The sequence below is a fragment of the Pseudomonadota bacterium genome (assembly GCA_026388275.1).
Classification (GTDB): Bacteria; Desulfobacterota; Syntrophorhabdia; order Syntrophorhabdales; family Syntrophorhabdaceae; genus JAPLKB01.
Window position 1 is genome coordinate 38,311 of the sequence record JAPLKB010000061.1, and the last position, 19,182, is coordinate 57,492.

Consider the following 19,182-nt stretch of genomic DNA (forward strand, 5'->3'; position numbering starts at 1 on the left):
TTTTATTGCTGTCGGATTGAATTAACCTGCTTTGCAAGCTCATCTCTTAATTCTATGGGAGATACAATCATTCTGAAAGCATATCTCCTCCGGGCAACAGATTGTATGATAATCTTCCCGAAATTCAAGAATTTGCCGAGGGAAGGCTGGTATATGTCTACCATTTGTATTGTTTCCAAAGGGATATCACATGATCTTCTTAATGGAAAACCGACTCTCAAAAGAAGTCTTTTATTGGTTATACCGATTTCAGAGTTTTGAAGGCTTATGGAAGAAAAAATACCCCATATCACACCAAGAGCAAGCAGGGCTAAGGCAGATAAACCCTTAGAAGGTATCCACAATCCTGCAAGGATTATCAGCGTTCCAGGGCCAAGAAGCGTAGCCCAGTGCAGCTTTGTGCGATATACAACATGTTCTCCATCTGTCAGTTTATCTTCAATATAACCCATATTATTTCTCCGGCCATGCAACTCCACTATTTCTTAAAAACAGCCCCTGTAGATGCTGATGTTACCTGTTTTGCATATCTTGCCATATAACCGTCCTTTATCTTAGGCTCATGCTGTTTCCAAACCTTTTTTCTCTTCTCCATTTCTTTTTTGCTCACAACAAGCTCAACAGTCTTCTTATTGAGATCAATTTCAATCTTGTCTCCGTTTTTCACAAATGCTATGGGGCCTCCTTCTGCTGCTTCAGGCGACACATGCCCGATGCAAAGCCCTCTTGTTCCGCCCGAAAACCGTCCGTCTGTAATAAGAGCGCATGCCGCATCAAGACCCCTGCCTGCAAGGATACTTGTGGGGGTAAGCATTTCCCTCATTCCAGGACCACCCTTCGGCCCTTCGTATCTGATTATAACTGCATCTCCAGCCTCTATTTTACCGGCCATTATTGCTGCCCCTGCTTCTTCTTCGCTTTCATATACTTTAGCTTTTCCCTTAAAATGCCATATGCTCTCCAAAACACCTATCCTCTTTACTATTGAACCGCCAGGCGCAAGACTTCCGTGAAGTACGGCAAGCCCCCCTTTCTCGTGATAAGCATCTTTCACCGGTCTTATAACAGTGTTGTCTGCAATCTCAGCATATTTGATAAGGTCTCCTATCTTTCTACTTTCCACTGTTAAGCATTTTTTGTTAATAAGATTTTTTCTTGAAAGCTCTTTCATGATGCCATACACACCCCCTGCTTCGTTTAAATCTTCGAGATGATGTGGTCCTGCAGGGCTCATGTTACATATATGCGGAACTTTTTCGGAAATCTCGTCAAATAATGCGAGAGGCAATGTAATTCCACCTTCATGGGCTATTGCAGGAAGATGCAAGGCCGTATTTGATGAACCACCGAAAGCCATATCAACTGTAATAGCATTTTTAAATGAATCTAATGTCATTATATCCCGAGGTTTTATATTCTTTTTTATAAGCTCAACAATTTTCTTGCCTGTTATTTTAGCAAGTCTTATTCTTCCTGCAAAAACAGCTGGTATAGTACCGTTTCCCGGCAAGGCAATACCGAGAGCTTCAGACAAACAATTCATTGAATTTGCTGTAAACATTCCGGCACATGAGCCTGCTCCCGGACAGGCACATTCTTCAAGCAATGCAAGCTCCTCCTGACCCATAAGATCGGCTGCTACCTTGCCAACTCCTTCAAATACCGATATCAGGTCTACGTCCTTTCCCTTGAATCTTCCGGCCAACATAGGCCCACCGCTTATCATAATGCAGGGTATGTTAAGCCTCATAGCAGCCATCATCATACCGGGAATAATTTTGTCACAATTAGGTATAAGTACAAGACCGTCAAAAGGACATGCCTTTGCCATAACCTCAATTGAATCACAGATAAGTTCCCGTGAACCAAGGGAATATTTCATACCCTCATGGTTCATGGCAATACCGTCGCAAACACCAATGGTAGGGAATTCCATAGGTGTACCACCTGCCATACGCACTCCATCCTTTACTGCCTGTGCAATTTTATCAAGATGTATATGACCCGGTATAACCTCATTGGCTGAGTTTACTACACCTATAATCGGCCTCTCTATTTCTTCAGGCAGATAACCCATTGCGTAAAAAAGGCTCCTGTGAGGTGCTCTGTCAATCCCTTTTTTCATTTTATCCGATCTCATTATTGCCTCCTATATCAACAGAATTTTAAGTTTAAGCTAAGGAAATAACTATTGGAGTTTCCTATTCCATCATTCAACATTTAAAATTCAACATTCGACATTGCTTTTATTACGCTCTTTTAAATTTATCATTCAACAGTCTTTTGAATCTTGGTATATAAATAATATCAAAGGCCTCTTCCTTGTCCGGAAAAAGTTTTAACGCATATTTTTTAACCCCTTCAACAATCTTTATCGCTTCATCATGGGTAATGTTATGATTTTTAATAAATTCTATTGCAAAATCCACAACAAATCTTAATTGCCTGAGCCTTTTTTCTTCATCAAGGAGTTCTTTATTCATGACTTACCATTATTATATGAAACAAGTAAAAAATCCGGAACAGGTTAAAACTGTTTTCTACCTTTATTTTTTCGTTTTGAGCCTTGCTTCAAAAAATTCCATGAAAATCCACAGACATATGCCGAAAGAGATTGAAATATCGGCAACATTAAATGCAGGCCAGTGGTAGTCTTTGTAGTATACATCAAGAAAATCAACGACATATCCATAGGAAATCCTATCGTATATATTCCCTATTGCGCCCGATAATATACATGTTAAAGAAAGCCTTTTGAAAAACTGCGTCTTGTATGTAACAATAACAAATATAAGCAACCCGATAATAAGTAGCGGAATAACAGTAAATATATACTTTGCATAAGCATGCTGTGACAAAAGGCTGAAAGCCCCTCCATAATTCCTTGCATGGACAATGGAAAAGAAGGGTGTAACATCATAGTGGCGGGCAAACGCCAGTCCATTGACGACAAGCAGTTTTGTCCATCTGTCGAGAAGAAAAATAAAAGGAACTATAAGGAATACAAGGTGTCGGCGCATCTTTTGCATACATGGGTAAATTGCCCGGTTTCGATCAGATCCGTTGTATACTGCCAGCATCTCCCGCATTTCTCTCCCTCTGCCCTGAGAACAGTAACTTCAACCTCGTTTTCCTTTTTAAGCTCAATCTGGGATACAATAAAAATATCTTTAAGCTCATCGCCTAATTTTTTTAATAACTCATATTCGCTCTCAGGCACATTGAGGACAACTTTTGCATCGAGTGAATGCCCAATTACTTTTTCAGCCCTTTTTTCCTCAATTTTTTTATTAACTGTTTCCCTTATGGCCCATATCTTTTCCCATTCTTCTTCGCTCTTTGCATCAATAAGCTCTTTTTTAACAACAGGAAATGTTGTTAACAGCACGCTCTCTTCATTGACTGTTCCCTTTAAATATGACCACATCTCTTCGGCAGTCGAAGAGAGCACAGGCGCAATAAGTTTAAGAAACGAAATGAGGGTTTCATAGATTACAGTTTGAGATGCCCTTCTCTTAATCGAATCCTTTTTTTCCACATAGATCCTGTCTTTAACGATATCCAGATACAGGGAGCTTAGATCAACAGAACAAAAATTATGAATGCTGTGGTATATTGTATGAAATGCATAATCGTTATAACAAGTTGTAACTCTATCTATTAATCTTTGCAGCCGTGATAACATCCATTTATCAAGATATGACATCTTCTCATAGGGGACCATATCCTTTTCAGGATTGAAATCATCATTTATGTTTGCATGGAGGAATCTCAAGGTGTTCCGGATTCTCCGGTAAGTTTCAATAAGTCTGTTTATAATATCCTTGGATATCTTTATATCATCTCTGTAATCTTCATAGGTAACCCAGAGCCTCAGAATCTCGGCACCGTATTTTTCTATTATTTCTTCAGGGGATATGTTGTTTCCAGAGGATTTTGACATTTTCCTGCCTGTACCGTCCACGACAAAACCGTGCGTTAGCACAGATTTATACGGAGCAGCGCCTTCATTTGCCACAGAAGTCAAAAGAGAGCTATGGAACCACCCCCTGTGCTGATCGCTTCCTTCAAGATACAAATCTACAGGGTATTTCAGCTCTTTTCTTTTTTTACATACCGCTGCCCAGCTCACCCCTGAATCAAACCATACATCAAGAATATCTTCTTCTTTCACAAAAGTATCATTACCACAATGTTTGCAGGTCATACCTTCCGGAATAAAATAAGATGCCTCTTTCTCGAACCAGATATCAGCTCCATGTTCCATGACAAGATTTTTAATTTTATTGAATGTTTCATCACTCCAGAAAGGTTCCCTGCATTGTTCACAATAAAATATGGTAATCGGAACTCCCCATGTTCTCTGGCGTGAAATACACCAGTCCGGCCTCATCTGAAGCATGTTGTATATCCTGTCATGCCCCCAGGCCGGTATCCATTTTGTCCTGTCTACCTCTTCAAGAGCCTTTTGTCGAAGACCAAGTTTATCAAGGGAGATAAACCACTGTTCAGTTGCCCTGAAAATTACAGGTTTTTTACAACGCCAACAATGAGGATAAGAATGTTCAATCTGTTCCTTATGTAAAAGAAGCCCAAGTTCTTCAAGTTTGCTGATGACATGTTTGTTGCTTTCAAAGACGTTCATGCCTTTAAAGAATTCAACTTCTTCAAGGAATTCACCTCTGTCATTTACCGGTGAATAAACATCAAGCCCGTATTCCAGTCCTGTTTCGTAGTCCTCTTCACCATGTCCGGGAGCGATGTGAACAGATCCTGTGCCTGTATCGTTTGCCACATAATCTGCATACACAACAACAGAGTCCCTTTCAATAAAGGGGTGCCGGAATGTAAGTCCTTTAAGCCTTTTAGCCTCTATCTCATCTATTATCTTATATGTTTCGATACCTGCTTTTTTCATGATATCTTCAACAAGGTCCTTGAGCACGATATATACCCCTTCCTGTGTCTCAATGGCTTCATATGTAAAATCAGGGTTTATGGCTATGGCAAGGTTTGCCGGCAGTGTCCATGGTGTTGTTGTCCATATAAGCATAAAAATTGGTTTATCAGGGTAACGGTCAAAAACACCCTCTCTTTTCTGTGTGTAAGGAAATTTTACATAGACTGCATCAGATTTCTTCGTATCATATTCTATTTCTGCCTCTGCAAGGGCAGTAAGACAGTTTGTGCACCAGAGGACAGGCTTCTTTTTCCTGTATGCCTCGCCTCTTTCGAAGAATTTTTGTACTTCCCCGATGATGGTTGACTGATAATCAAAATCCATTGTGATGTATGGATGTTCCCAATCCCCGATATTGCCGAGTCTCTTGAACTCTTCTCTCTGGATATTCAGGAATCCTTCCGCATAGGTACGACATTGATGTCTTATTTCTATTTTAGATAATGCAAGTTTCTTTTCCTTTGTATTCTTCTCGATCTGATGTTCTATCGGCAACCCATGACAATCCCAGCCCGGTATATAGTCAGCCCTGTATCCTGACATGAACTTTGATTTTATAATAATATCCTTCAGTATTTTATTTAATGCAGTTCCAAGATGAATATGACCGTTTGCATACGGGGGACCATCATGAAGTATGAAAGAAGGATTTCCCTCATTTTTTTTAGTAAGTTTTTGATAAACCTCCGTCTCTTCCCAGAATTTTAGTATTTCCTTTTCCTTGATCGGAAGATTGCCTCTCATTGGGAAGGGCGTCTTGGGTAAATTTAATGTGTCTTTATAGTCCATGTCATGCCTGTCCTTTTATTAAAAATTTAGTAAAATTAACATAAAGAGGCTATCTATGCAAGAGTTTAACTTATTCCGAAAATATCATCAGAGGTCCGGGCGCTATGTTTTTTGTATTTTCACATTATCCCGTATAAATTCTTCTATTTCTTTCTCTTTTCCCCAATAGAAATGGTCGGTTGAAATAATCTTTAGCGATTTCTCCACAACAGGCATTTCTTTGTAAAATTTCATCAGGCTGTCTATGGGGGATATATCATCATATTCGCCGCCTATAAAATATATATCCTTTCTAAATTTGCTCAATTCTTCTGTTGAATAAAATGCGAAAGGGTATGATACAAGAAAAAGCGCATTTACATCTTTAGCTTTTTCTACAGCTCTGCTTGCCGCCCAGGCTCCAAAAGAATACCCGGCAAGTACCATGCAGGCGTCCTCGTTTATGTTTTCTTTCAGGAATGCCAGTGATGCGATTACGTCTTTTACCTCTCCTTCTCCTTCATCGTAGGCACCCATGCTCATTCCAACACCTCTGAAATTAAACCTTAACGTTGTAAATCCATTTTCAAAAAAACCGTTGTCTATAGCATCAACAACATTATTATGCATACTTCCACCATATAAAGGGTGCGGGTGGCATATAACAACACCTGCTTCTTTTCCGTTTTCACGTATTACTCCCTCAAGTAAACAGTCGGATGCTATAGAGACCCTTTTTATTGACATACCTTATTTATTTTGGTAGTTTTCTATCGAAAAATCAACAAGGAAATATCATGGGTTTTTTTAAAAAGAAAGAAAAAGAGATAAAACCATATAAAGAAATTGATATACAAAAAGAAATAAAAAAAGCCGAAAGAGATGAATCGCTCTGGATAAAATGCAGCTCCTGTCAGGAACTGCTTTACAAAAAAGAGGTTGAGAGGAATCTGCATGTCTGCCTGAAATGCTTCTATCATTTTCCTATTAGCGTTGAAAACAGGATAGCATTGACCTTTGACAAAAACACCTTTAACGAACTTTTCAATAAAATAGCTCCAATTGATTTTCTTAAATTTAAGGATACAAAACCATATAAGACAAGATTAAGCGAAACACAGGAAACAACTAAAAAAAGCGATGCAATGATATGCGGAAAAGGGAAAATAAACGGAATTGATGCGCTGGCAGCTATTTTCGATTTTTCATTCATGGGCGGCAGCCTTGGTTCCGTTGTCGGCGAAAAAATAACAAGAATACTTGAAGAAGGGGTAAATCAAAAATTACCTGTTATAGTTTTCTGTGCATCAGGTGGTGCGCGTATGCAGGAAGGCATTATGTCACTTATGCAGATGTCAAAAGTATCGGCTGCAATATACAGGTTAAAATCCGAAGGAATTCCCTATATCGTTGTCCTTACAGATCCTACGCTGGGCGGCGTTACTGCAAGTATGGGCATGCTGGGAGACGTCATCATTGCCGAACCGAAAGCAATGATAGGCTTTGCAGGCCCGCGAGTGATAAAAGATACAATTAAAGAGGAATTGCCACTGGGATTTCAGAGGGCTGAATTTCTTCTTGAACATGGAATGCTGGATATGATTCTGCCAAGGAAAGAACTAAAACAGGGATTATCAAGGATACTTTCGTTAATAACATGATGAGATATTCCGATACTATGAGTTACCTTTACGGTCTTGAGAAATTCGGAATGGTATTCGGACTTGAAAATATTAAATGGTTACTCAGCCTTATTAACAATCCTCACTCCCGCCTCAAAACTGTTCATATCGGGGGTACTAACGGCAAAGGCTCTGTTGCAAGTATGTTATCACACATATTAAAAGAAGCAGGATATACAGTAGGCAAGTATACATCACCACATCTTATATCCTTTAACGAAAGAATCACTGTCAATGAGAAAGAGATTACCGACAAGGAAGTTTCAGAGCTGACAGAGACAATAAGGAAAAAGGCTGAAAAAGAAAATAAAGGAAAATTTTTTACCTTCTTTGATTTTACAACAGCCCTTGCATTTGAACATTTTTCCAGAAAAAAAACGGATATCTCCATGATAGAGGTGGGTCTTGGGGGACGTTTTGATTCCACAAATGTGATAGACCCTTTGATAAGTATTATAACCAATGTATCCTATGACCACACGGAACAGCTTGGAGAAGATATTGCCGATATAGCAAAAGAAAAGGCGGGTATAATAAAAGATAGTACACCCGTTGTCACCGGAGCACAGGGCACATCCGTACAGCTAATTGAAGCGACAGCAAAAAGTTTCAACTCTCCGGTATATAAACTCCACAGGGATTTTTCCTATAATAAGACCGGAGATCAGATAATGTCTTACAGGGGCATCAATAAAAGTATTGACAATCTTTCAATTAATCTAATGGGAGACCATCAATTTGTTAATGGGGCAATATCCTTATGCGCCGCTGAAGTATTGTCATCCTTTGGATTCGATATAAAGGAGGATTCCCTTCGTAAGGCACTCTCTTGTATGAAATGGCAAGGCAGACTTGAAGTAGTAAAGAAAAACCCCACCATTATTCTCGACGGTGCGCACAATCCTGACAGCGCAAATGTCCTTGCAGAATTTTTTAAATCTCATTATACAGATAAAAAGAAAATGTTAATTTTCGGCGTTATGAAGGATAAAGATTATAGAAAGATTATTGAAAAAATAGTACCATTTACAGATACAGTTATTCTTACAAGACCGGCAACAGAAAGAGCTCTGCCGCCAAGCGAAATTGAAGGATATATAAAGAATCCTTTTGTCACAGAAGATGTACGGAGCGCTCTTATAAAGGCAAAAAGCATTGCCGATAGAAACAGCCTGATTCTTGTAACCGGTTCATTTTATACAATCGGGGAGGCAAAGGCAATCATTGATGAAATTTTTTAAAATTATACTCTTAGTTTTCATTATTACAGCACCTTTTGTCGTTTCAGGAAAACAATCTGATTTCAAGTCCTCTTTAACGACCCCGATAGATATATCAGCTTATTTCCTTGAGCAGGATAAAGATCAGAACATATATACTGCCAAAGGAAAGGTTGAGTTAAAAGAGGGGACAAGGTTGTTAAATGCCGATTATGTTACTTACAATACAAGTACCCAAGAGATATTTGCAGAAGGAAATGTAATTCTTCGTGAAGGAGATGACACAGTTGAGTGCAGTAAGCTGCATTTGAACCTTGCTACTAAAATGGGTAAGATAGAAAAGGGGAAGATATTCATAAAAAGAGGTGATTTTAACATCACCGGCACAGAAATAGAAAAAATAGGCGAGTCAACATACACTATTAAAAACGGTGAAATGACAACCTGTGAAGGAGATAGACCTGCCTGGAAATTTACTGCAAATGATGTAGAACTGACTGTTGAAGGCTACGCCAAAACAAAAGGTACAAAATTTCAAATTTTAAATCAGACTGTCTTTTATTTGCCCTGGGGTATTTTTCCCGTAAAAACGGAAAGACAGTCCGGATTTCTTATACCCGGAATAACATTGTCAAGCAGAGACGGCATGTTAATAAAAAATTCATATTTCTGGGCTATATCCAAGGACAAAGACGCCACGTTTGATCTTGATTATATAGAAAACAGGGGATTCAAGCCTGGCGCTGAATTTAGGTACGCACTCAAGGAAGATTTGCAAGGTTCCTGGTATGCTTCAATTATCAGCGACAAAGATTACGACAATACCAGATATCAGATTAAGGGCAAACACGAGCAGGTTATTGGTAAAGACATGGTTTTTAAGGTAAATGCCAATTATGTTTCCGACATTGATTATCTCAAAGATTTTGGAGAAAGTATTCAGGAAAGAAGTGAGGACATGGTGAAATCAACGGCTTATATTGAAAAACCTTTGACGAGATCTCTTCTCACTTTCGAAACGTCTTACATAAAAGATCTTACGCAAAGAGATAATGATTATACACTTAAATATTTACCCTTTGCATCCTTTTTCACAGAATATATTCCTATTATGAAAGATACATTTTATACTGATGTCCGGGCTGACTATACAAATTTTTACAGGGAAAGAGGTGATACGTATTCAAGGCTAAACTTTGAGCCAAGCTTAAGATTGCCCTTTTCTTCCAACGGCATAAATCTTCTTCTTAACGGTACGCTTTACGAAACAGCTTATTTTATCAACTCCTTACAAAATGACAGCAAAGATACAAAACTTCGCCAGACAGCCAAGATTGAAGCAGACATGAATGTCCAATTTTTCAGAAATTATTATACTGAAACTTTTAACCTTGGCGAAATGCAAAGCCTTATAAAACCAAATTTAAAATATACCTTCATACCGAACACATCTTTTGTTGACATTCCCAACATTGATTCGTCTGACAGATATTATCAGACAAATACTTTAACATATTCACTAAACCACTACCTTAATACCTTCACTCCGGATGGGTCAAGGGAAATATCTCTTTTTGAGATCGAACAGACTTACGGGATTTCCGGGGGATTAAGACCTTCAAAACTTTACGAAGGGTCAAGTGGACGGTTTTCTGATATAAAAGCAAGATTAACTCTCTATCCGATAGAAAATTTTTCTTATGGAAATGAAAGTATATTCAATACAAGCGGCATCGGTCTCAAAACTATGAGGAACTCATTGAGTCATAAAATACCTGACATATATACTATGAATCTTAGTCACAGTTACACAAATCAGTTAACTAATGAACTCTATTACGAATTAGCCGGTAAATATAAATATTTTGAAGGCAAATACCAGATCAGATATTCCTTTTATGACGGCATGTGGATAGATACACTTTACCAATTCACATATCATCCAAAATGCTGGGCAACAACGCTTACCCTGAGCCAGTCAAAAAGGCCAAGGGATACGTCTGTCAGGCTGTCCTTTGACCTGGCAGGCATTACAACAAGATGATTTATATGAGTAAAAAAGTTTAAGCTGTAAAGCCAGGAAGTTGAAGGGTTGAAAAAAGCAGCAACTTCTCATCTTCTCAAGCTCGTATTTCTTTATTTATCAGGAGGCATTAATGAAAGGCATTATACTTGCCGGCGGTCTTGGAACAAGGCTGCAACCTCTTACAAGGATTACTAACAAGCACCTATTGCCGATATACGGTAAACCAATGATCTATTATCCCATAGAAACCCTTATTCAGGCCGGCATAACAGATATCATGATAGTAACCGGCGGAAATAATGCAGGAGATTTTTTGAAGCTTCTGGGGAACGGCATGGATTTTGGTTTAAAACATATTAACTACACCTATCAGGAAGGTGAAGGCGGTATTGCAGCAGCTCTGTCTCTTGCAGAATATTTTGCAGACAAACAGAAGGTATGTGTTATTCTTGGAGACAATATTATAGAAAAAAATATAATTAAAGCTGTAATGGATTTCAAGGCACAAAAAGCAGGGGCAAAGATTCTCCTGAAAGAAGTACCCGACCCGGAAAGATTCGGAGTAGCACAGATAGAAAACAACAAGCTCATCAATATTGTAGAAAAACCCAGACAGCCTAAAAGCAATCTTGCAGTCATAGGTATCTATATGTATGATGCACGTGTTTTTGATATAGTAAAGACACTTAAACCATCGGATAGAGGTGAACTTGAGATTACAGATGTAAACAACGCATACGTAAAAGAAAATAAAATGACATGGGAAATGCTCAAGGGGTGGTGGACAGATGCAGGTACATTTGAATCACTACTTCGTGCTAATATACTCGTCTCCCAAACAGGAACAAATAATAAAGACCGTGAATAATGAATAACTGAAAAAGGCGGTAGATATTAGAAATACTATTCACTAACGACTATTCACTGTATTTAAGAATTGGAGGCCTGATGATAAAGGACGTAATTGTAAAACAGCTAAAATATATACCCGATGAGAGAGGCAGGTTGATGGAGATACTCAAATGTAACGAAGAGATTTTCACAAAATTCGGTCAGGTATATATTTCAACCACATATCCTTATGTAGTCAAAGCATGGCATTTTCATAAAGAGCAGGATGATTTTATTGTATGCATAAAGGGTATGCTGAAACTTGTTCTATATGACAACAGAGATGATTCACCCACGAATGGAGAAATCAATGAATTCTTTATCGGTGAGTTCAATCCATCCCTTGTTAAAGTCCCTAAATCGGTTTATCACGGCTGGAAATGCATAACCGCTGAAGAAGCCATTGTATTAAATGTTCCAACAGAACCATATAACAGGGAAAAACCTGACGAGTACAGGATAGACCCTCATGAAAATAATATACCATACAACTGGGAGAGGAAAGATGGATAACATAAACATACTCGTTACAGGCGGATGCGGTTTTATAGGTAGCAATTTCATCCGCTATATGCTTTCAACGCATTCCTACAACATAATTAACCTTGACAAGCTGACCTATGCCGGTAATCTCGAAAATCTTAAAGGTATAGAGAACGATAAACGGTACACTTTTATAAAGGCCGATATTTCGAGCAGATCAGATCTGGAAAAGGTATTTGAAAAAAATATAGATATGGTTGTCAATTTTGCAGCAGAATCTCATGTGGATAGAAGCATTATAGACCCTGATGCATTTATCATGACAAACATCAACGGCACATTCAATCTCCTTGAAATGGCAAAAAAGAAGGAGGTTAAAAAATTCATACAGATCTCAACAGACGAAGTCTACGGGTCTCTCGGCAAGGAAGGCAAATTCAAGGAAGACACGCCTCTTGCTCCTAACAGCCCCTATTCCGCATCCAAAACATCGGCAGACATGCTTGCAATGGCATATTTTAAAACCTTCGAAACACCTGTAATGATAACAAGATGCTCAAACAACTACGGCCCATACCAGTTTCCTGAAAAATTAATTCCATTGATAATCACAAATGCCCTTGAAAATATCGAACTGCCTGTTTATGGAGACGGTATGAATATAAGGGACTGGATACATGTTTTAGACCATTGCGCAGCCATAGATACGGTATTGCATAAAGGCACAGTCGGAAACGTCTACAATGTTGGCGGTGAAAGCGAAAAAACAAACATTGATATAGTAAAGCTTATTCTGGACATTCTCGGAAAACCTCATTCATTAATAAAATACGTCAAAGACAGACCGGGCCACGACAGGAGATATGCAATAGACCAGGCCAAAATTAAGAAAGAACTGGGCTTTCAAACAAAAAACAGCTTTGAAAAGGGCATGGAAGACACAGTAAAATGGTACGTAGAAAACAGGTCATGGTGGGAGCGGATTAAAAGCGGGGCATACCTGGAATATTATGACATGATGTATAAGAACAGATGAAAATTATTATCCTCGGGGGTAAAGGTTTAGTAGGAAAAAATATTTCACCGCATTTCAGTACCTGCCATGAAATTATTACCGTAGATATTGAAGAATGGGATATTACAAATATTGAAAAAAGTGAAGAATTTATACGGCAATATACACCGGATGCAATTATAAACCTTGCGGCAGTTACAAATGTTGACGGCTGTGAAGATAATGTTGAACTCGCCCGGAAAGTAAACGGAGAAGCCCCTGGATTTATCGCAGAAATCTGTGAAAAATATCATGCTAAACTTATTCACTTAAGCACTGATTACATATTTAACGGCAAAAAGAATACGCCTTACATTGAAGAAGATGCTCCTGATCCGCAGTCAGTATACGGTATTACAAAACTCACCGGCGAAAGAAACATAATGAGGAAAAATCCATCGTCCCTCATAATAAGAGCCGAATGGGTATACGGAGACGGCGGAGAAAACTTTATAACAAAAATCAAAAAAATAGCAGACGAAAAAGGCATGGTCGAGGTGGTTAACGACCAAAGAGGCGCACCTACATACGCAAAAGACCTGGCCTTACCGTTAAAAACTCTCATCGAGAATGGAAATTCTGGGATTTATCATATTGCAAACAGCGGCTCATGCACATGGTTTGAATTTGCCAAAGAAATTTTCTCACAGCTTCAAACGGAAATAGAGGTTAAACCGATTACATCCACCCAGCTAAACAGAAAAGCAAAAAGACCGTCATATTCAGTATACGATTGTTCAAAACTTCAGAAAGACACCGGCATTGTAATGAGAAGCTGGCAGACAGCCCTTAAAGAGTACCTGGGCTGAACAGCGTTATGAAGATAATCTTTTTTTCAGATGCACACCTCGACAAAAAAGATGACGGGAGAAAGGTCTTTCTCATGCGATTTATCAACGATGTATGCAAAGATGCAGATATGCTGGTCATCATTGGAGACCTCTTTGAATTCTACCACGGCTATGACGGGTATATCTATCCATGGTACAAAGAAGTCATAGATTCGCTGAAAAACATAGCTTCTAAAGGTAAACGTGTATACTTCATTGAAGGGAATCATGAATTTCAAATGGGCAGCTTTTTTGAATCATATACAGGCATCAAATGCATGGATGACCTGGTATTAGATATTGAAAATAAAAAGTTTTTAATTATTCATGGCTATCAATTAAGGAAAAGCTATCTTGTCAGATTTCTGAAAACCTCTTTTATCTATGCAATAATGGATATGTTCGGGCCGGTGCTGACATGGAAAATTGCTGCAATTTCAGGCAAGTTTCTATCCAATAAGAAAAAAACCTTTAATGTAAAAGCACTTGATTTTTTCAGAGAATTAGGTCAAAGAAAGCTTGATGACGGTTATGACGCTGTTATATTCGCACATTCGCACATGCCGGATAAAATGGAATATATTTCAGGAGATACAAAAAAATACTATCTGAATACCGGTGATATTATAAAATCCTCAACCTATGTGGAATACAATACCGGAACAGGGTTTGAGATTAAAAAATACTCAATAACAGTTCAGCCATAAAATCAATGCACGGCAGCAATAGGGAGATCGAGAGATATTGCCCAGGCCTCCCACTCAAGGGCAGTTTTTGTTATAAATATCTCCATGAGTTCTTCGTATTTTATGCCGGTCACTTGCAAACCAAGTTCTTTAGCAAACCGATTTAGAAAGTGGTCCTCCAGTGCCGCAACAGCTATCCATCCATTACGGGTTTCATACAGGTTATATTGAGGTAATGCACCCCCAAGAAGTCCACCCGGAATAGTAAGCCCATATCGTAGTGGGACAGCAAAATTTTCAGCGCTTTCAGAAAGGGCTACTTCCGCATAACCTGAACCATTGCCTCTTTCACGTACATAAAGAAGAGCAAGAGCACTGCTCACTGCTCTCTCTGCACCCGCAAGATCAGCAAGAAATGTAAGCGGCATATTTGGCGGCAAGAGAAGTCCAACTGCTGCCATGTAAGTTAAATCATGGCCTGCTTTGTTCTGGTCCGGTGCAGGATACCCGACAATAGCTACCTGACAGAGCTTGGGGTATCTGGAGTGAATATCGGCCCAGCCCAATGACAGACGATCAAGGGCAGATGGCCTGCTGGAGGTGAGAAATATGTCGCATTCTTTCATCAGACTCTCAAATGTTTCACGGTCACGGAGATTCTTAAGATCAAGGCGCATAACATTTTGCCCTGTGCATAAAACCTCATACCAGCGGGAAGACATTTTTTCAAAAGGGTCTCCGTCAGGCGGCTCAATTTTTGTAACAGAGGCTCCCAGACTTTTCAGCTTTTGTGCGGCAGCAGGTCCTGGAAGATTAAGAGCCAGACTTACAACCTTGATGTTATGAAGCGGTTTGTTTTTATCATCCATAACCTATCTCCTGACTATTTTTCAATGTTTCTGTGCACTGCTCCAGTCATTATAAATAAAACCAAAGATCGGGCACATCTTTCGCATCAGCGGTTTTAAACGGCTCAACTATAAATGAATCATTTGCCATTTCACCTCCCGGGAACTTTTGATTCTGCTTCCCACCCCTGCATATGTTGCAGACTGATTATTATAAAATGTCTTGCAGAAAAATAACATACTTTTACTAAATCCTTAATATGCGAGTGGATTAATAGCTTGCCTGATTTTGCTTGACTTCATACTGTTCTGATTGTAAAACGTAAATATTCCAATAACATATTTATCTGTTTTTGAATCCAGTGAGATTGTTTGAAAGATAGTTTAATAGACTGGAACAGTTTGGATAGTTAAGAGGGGAAATGCCGAATAAATGTTTTGAAGATCTTGAAATCTGGCAGGAAGCAAGAAGACTCACAAACAACATGTATGCGATCACAAAAAGAGAAACCTTCTCAAAGGATTTTGGTTTCCGTGATCAGATCAGACAAGCTTCAGTTTCCATAGTGTCCAATATAGCCGAAGGTTATGAACGTGAAGAAAATCAGGAGCTTTCACAGTTCCTTTCCATTGCCAAAGGATCTTGTGGAAAAGTAAGAAGTCAATTATACATTGCTCTTGACCAGGGATATATTGATGCAAAAGAATGCGAAGCACTCATCATTGAGTTCAAAAAACTCTCCGTTTCAATACACAATTTCATAAACCATCCTGAAAAAACAACATCAAACAACACAAGCATAGATGAACAGCCTAAACGAGGGAGCATTAAAAAAGAGCTTGAAGCAATATTCGATGAAGTAGATAAAGAAAAAGTTTAACTTTATCGTACCCTTTCCTGCAAGTCTATGATAAATTTATAACATTGGAAGAGAGTAGTAACCAATGGAACAATTGCTCCAGTTTTGCATAAGGAGGTGTGGTTATGAATAAGAATTATAAGACAAAACAACGAGTTACCCTGAAACCGGAGGTATGTGGTGGAAGGCCATGCATCCGGAACACCCGCATTGAGATAGCAATAATATTGGATGGACTGGCAGAAGGGATGACAGAGACTGATATTATGGACCATTATCCTCAACTTATTATAGAGGATATAAGGGCTGCCCTATCATATGCCGCTGAGCTTTCTCATGAAAGCATTTGGAAGACGGCCGTATCCGCATGAGACTAAAGCTGGATGAAAATCTGTCGCGTCACCTGAAACTTGCCCTTGAGAATCTTGGGCACGATGTTAAAACAGCGGCAGAAGAAAACCTCCTATCCCATCCCGATACTGAAATAGCCGCAGCAGCGAACAAAGAAAATCGGATACTATTTACCATGGACATAGAATTTGCGGATCTTCGGAAATACCCACCTGGTAGTCATCCCGGAATTGTTCTATTCCGTCCTGCCACATTTGGGCCTTTGTCGGTCAATAAATTTATCATCGAATTTGTACGTTCTACCGATTTAAGCGAGTTGGAATCTTGCGTTGCCATCGTTGATCCAGCCAAGGTTCGTGTCAGATCACCAAAGAAGCGTTCATAACTTACAAAAAAACACACAACCTAAAATTTAATATTTCAACTTTTTATAAAATTTATTTTTCCACTGACATAATGTTGTCAGTTTCATAGTATATAATTTTCATATGTCCAATTTTTTGTTTGTATTTATAAAGTTAGAGTTGTAGAGTTTTTTATACGAACAACAAATGGGAACTACAAATGACAAATAACGATTTACAAATTACGAATGATAAAACATCTTAAGTTTCAAGGGTTTTACTTGAAACTCGACAATCGACATTTTATAAGGGGGTAAAGTGGAATCTCATATAGCGATTTTCAGGGGTAAAGAGATCAGGAAGACGATTCATAACAATGAATGGTGGTTTTCGATTGTTGATGTTGTATCTGTGCTGACAGATTCAAAAGATCCATCAGGGTACATAAAAGATATGCGTCGTCGTGACGCAGAGTTATCCAAAGGGTGGGGGCAAATTGCCACCCCCCTTTGGATGGATACTCCCGGAGGAAAACAAAAAGTCAATTGTGCCAACACTGAAGGCATTTTCCGCATTATCCAGTCAATTCCCTCCCCCAAAGCAGAACCATTCAAACGCTGGCTGGCAAAAGTCGGCTATGAGCGGGTGCAGGAAATTGAAGACCCGGAACTGGGAACAAAGAGAACTCGTGCGCTATACAAGGCGAAAGGTTATTCGGATGACTGGATAGAGAAAAGGATGCGCGGTATCGCCGTTCGTGCCGAATTGACTGAGGAATGGAAAAACAGAGAAGTCGGGGCTGAACGTGAATATGCTATTCTGACCGCTGAGATTTCCAAAGCCACCTTCGGGTTGACTCCATCAGAATACAAAGATTTGAAAGGGTTGGAGCGTGAAAACCTGCGGGATCATATGACCGATCTTGAACTGATTTTTTCCATGCTCGGCGAAGCAGCCACAACGGAGATTACAAAAACCCAGGATGCCCAGGGGTTTGATGAAAACCGTACTGCTGCCAAAAAAGGCGGTCGAATAGCCGGTGATGCCCGTCAGGAATTGGAAAAAGAAACAAAGAAGAAAGTTGTAACTTCGGAAAACTATCTGGAGATAACACAGAAGGATAAAAAGAGGCTCAAAAAATGAAATAGTATTTAAGTTACCTGGAAATGGGCGAGAGGAAGGACATATTTTCATGTGGCTTTGATTATAAAATACTAAAAAGGGGGAAACGATATGGCAACAAAGAAAACAGTTGTGAATGCAGAGTTCTTATATCTGTCCTTAGAGGATATCATTATTGAGGAACAGATCAGGTCAAGCATCGACACGGAGAGTAATTCCTTCAAGGCCCTTATGGAGTCCATTAAAGACCGGGGTATCTTAGAGCCTGTCCTTGTAACGCCGAAAGACGGCAAATACCTGCTCCTCTGCGGGGAACGCCGTTATCTTGCTGCACTGAAGTCGGGACTCCCGACAATACCGGCGCGTATCCTTGATGCGATCACTCAGAAGGATGAAATACTTGCCTTCCAACTGACAGAGAACCTCCAGAGGGAAGACTTGAATCCTATCGATCAGGCAAAGGGAATATTGGCATTTATTCAGGCAAGACATTCCGACAAAAACTATGATGTGGATGGGGCGATTAACGAGTTGGTTAATTATGATAGAAGACCTGACGGGGTATCTGATGCAATTGCCGCAACAGTTGCGGCAATTCTTCAAATCTCTGGAAAGTCAACAAAGACGCTGTTTAACGGACTTTCACTTTTAAAACTTCTCCCCGAGATTCAAGTAGCAATCAGAGCAGGAAACCTCCCCGTTTCTCAGGGGTATCTCTTCGCTGCCAACCTCGATTGTCCCGACCGCATGCAGATATTTACCAACATCATGAAGACACCCGTAACCAATGCCACGCTGAATAATTTGCTCACAGCATATAAAAAAGTCAAACCAAAGCCGGGCAAAACGAAGCTCATACCTATGACAAAGCAGATTGCCAGCTTACGATCTTTTGAATCAGGCGTTGAGGTGGGCTTTGCAAAATACACAGGGCCTGACCTTGAGACGCTTCGTGATGAGCTGCGGACTTTTCTGGCCTTAGTGGAGCTGCGGATACCGATTGCTCCGGAACCAGCCCCGGAGAAGAAAAAGCCACCACAGTTGTGAAAAAGGTGAA

General features: G+C 39.5%; 20 protein-coding genes. 13 read left to right on the plus strand and 7 right to left on the minus strand.

The window, feature by feature from the left end; genetic code table 11:
* Positions 1–2: 2 nt before the first annotated feature.
* From NT010_15200 to NT010_15225, 6 genes are all read right to left on the minus strand, one after another.
* Positions 3–452: a PH domain-containing protein gene (locus tag NT010_15200; protein MCX5807387.1), complete on the minus strand. Its 450-nt coding sequence runs from the start codon at positions 450–452 to the stop codon at positions 3–5.
* Between the two features lie 26 nt (positions 453–478).
* Positions 479–2,140, minus strand: a complete 1,662-nt coding sequence (gene ilvD, locus NT010_15205; protein MCX5807388.1) for a dihydroxy-acid dehydratase — start codon at positions 2,138–2,140, stop codon at positions 479–481.
* Positions 2,141–2,249: 109 nt separating this feature from the next.
* Entirely contained in the window at positions 2,250–2,483 is a 234-nt protein-coding gene (locus NT010_15210; protein MCX5807389.1) for a hypothetical protein, read from the minus strand.
* Between the two features lie 63 nt (positions 2,484–2,546).
* Positions 2,547–3,029, minus strand: a complete 483-nt coding sequence (gene lspA / locus NT010_15215; GenBank protein MCX5807390.1) for a signal peptidase II — start codon at positions 3,027–3,029, stop codon at positions 2,547–2,549.
* Entirely contained in the window at positions 2,993–5,749 is a 2,757-nt protein-coding gene (gene ileS / locus NT010_15220; GenBank protein MCX5807391.1) for an isoleucine--tRNA ligase, read from the minus strand. Before ileS ends, lspA begins: the two co-directional genes overlap by 37 nt.
* A 102-nt stretch (positions 5,750–5,851) precedes the next feature.
* The gene (locus NT010_15225; protein ID MCX5807392.1) at positions 5,852–6,475 is read right to left on the minus strand and encodes a hypothetical protein; all 624 of its coding nucleotides are present in this window, start codon (positions 6,473–6,475) and stop codon (positions 5,852–5,854) included.
* 50 nt (positions 6,476–6,525) lie between these two features.
* On the opposite strand from NT010_15225, the gene accD reads away from it, so the two are divergent.
* The 8 genes from accD (at position 6,526) to NT010_15265 (ending at position 14,621) form a co-directional block, all read left to right on the plus strand.
* A complete protein-coding gene (accD, locus tag NT010_15230; protein MCX5807393.1) occupies positions 6,526–7,389 on the plus strand; it encodes an acetyl-CoA carboxylase, carboxyltransferase subunit beta in 864 nt (287 codons plus the stop codon).
* The gene (locus NT010_15235; GenBank protein MCX5807394.1) at positions 7,386–8,651 is read left to right on the plus strand and encodes a bifunctional folylpolyglutamate synthase/dihydrofolate synthase; all 1,266 of its coding nucleotides are present in this window, start codon (positions 7,386–7,388) and stop codon (positions 8,649–8,651) included. Before accD ends, NT010_15235 begins: the two co-directional genes overlap by 4 nt.
* On the plus strand, positions 8,638–10,674 hold the full coding sequence (lptD, locus tag NT010_15240; protein MCX5807395.1) for an LPS assembly protein LptD: 2,037 nt from the start codon (positions 8,638–8,640) through the stop codon (positions 10,672–10,674). Before NT010_15235 ends, lptD begins: the two co-directional genes overlap by 14 nt.
* A gap of 112 nt (positions 10,675–10,786) precedes the next feature.
* Positions 10,787–11,524: a sugar phosphate nucleotidyltransferase gene (locus tag NT010_15245; protein ID MCX5807396.1), complete on the plus strand. Its 738-nt coding sequence runs from the start codon at positions 10,787–10,789 to the stop codon at positions 11,522–11,524.
* A gap of 80 nt (positions 11,525–11,604) precedes the next feature.
* Complete coding sequence (locus NT010_15250) at positions 11,605–12,060, plus strand: dTDP-4-dehydrorhamnose 3,5-epimerase family protein (protein ID MCX5807397.1); 456 nt, start codon at positions 11,605–11,607, stop codon at positions 12,058–12,060.
* A 1-nt stretch (position 12,061) separates the two neighbouring features.
* Complete coding sequence (gene rfbB, locus NT010_15255; GenBank protein ID MCX5807398.1) at positions 12,062–13,066, plus strand: dTDP-glucose 4,6-dehydratase; 1,005 nt, start codon at positions 12,062–12,064, stop codon at positions 13,064–13,066.
* Positions 13,063–13,893, plus strand: a complete 831-nt coding sequence (gene rfbD, locus NT010_15260; GenBank protein ID MCX5807399.1) for a dTDP-4-dehydrorhamnose reductase — start codon at positions 13,063–13,065, stop codon at positions 13,891–13,893. Before rfbB ends, rfbD begins: the two co-directional genes overlap by 4 nt.
* An 8-nt stretch (positions 13,894–13,901) precedes the next feature.
* On the plus strand, positions 13,902–14,621 hold the full coding sequence (locus NT010_15265; protein MCX5807400.1) for a UDP-2,3-diacylglucosamine diphosphatase: 720 nt from the start codon (positions 13,902–13,904) through the stop codon (positions 14,619–14,621).
* 2 nt (positions 14,622–14,623) lie between these two features.
* On the opposite strand, the gene NT010_15270 is transcribed toward NT010_15265, so the two are convergent.
* The gene (locus NT010_15270) at positions 14,624–15,469 is read right to left on the minus strand and encodes a CoA transferase (protein MCX5807401.1); all 846 of its coding nucleotides are present in this window, start codon (positions 15,467–15,469) and stop codon (positions 14,624–14,626) included.
* A 401-nt stretch (positions 15,470–15,870) separates the two neighbouring features.
* Here NT010_15270 and NT010_15275 point away from each other — a divergent pair, with 401 nt between their 5' ends.
* The 5 genes from NT010_15275 (at position 15,871) to NT010_15295 (ending at position 19,172) form a co-directional block, all read left to right on the plus strand.
* On the plus strand, positions 15,871–16,329 hold the full coding sequence (locus tag NT010_15275) for a four helix bundle protein (protein ID MCX5807402.1): 459 nt from the start codon (positions 15,871–15,873) through the stop codon (positions 16,327–16,329).
* 104 nt (positions 16,330–16,433) lie between these two features.
* Positions 16,434–16,679: a DUF433 domain-containing protein gene (locus NT010_15280; GenBank protein ID MCX5807403.1), complete on the plus strand. Its 246-nt coding sequence runs from the start codon at positions 16,434–16,436 to the stop codon at positions 16,677–16,679.
* Entirely contained in the window at positions 16,676–17,044 is a 369-nt protein-coding gene (locus tag NT010_15285; protein ID MCX5807404.1) for a DUF5615 family PIN-like protein, read from the plus strand. Before NT010_15280 ends, NT010_15285 begins: the two co-directional genes overlap by 4 nt.
* A gap of 277 nt (positions 17,045–17,321) precedes the next feature.
* On the plus strand, positions 17,322–18,146 hold the full coding sequence (locus NT010_15290; protein ID MCX5807405.1) for a Bro-N domain-containing protein: 825 nt from the start codon (positions 17,322–17,324) through the stop codon (positions 18,144–18,146).
* A 90-nt stretch (positions 18,147–18,236) separates the two neighbouring features.
* Positions 18,237–19,172: a ParB/RepB/Spo0J family partition protein gene (locus NT010_15295; GenBank protein ID MCX5807406.1), complete on the plus strand. Its 936-nt coding sequence runs from the start codon at positions 18,237–18,239 to the stop codon at positions 19,170–19,172.
* Positions 19,173–19,182 lie beyond the last annotated feature (10 nt).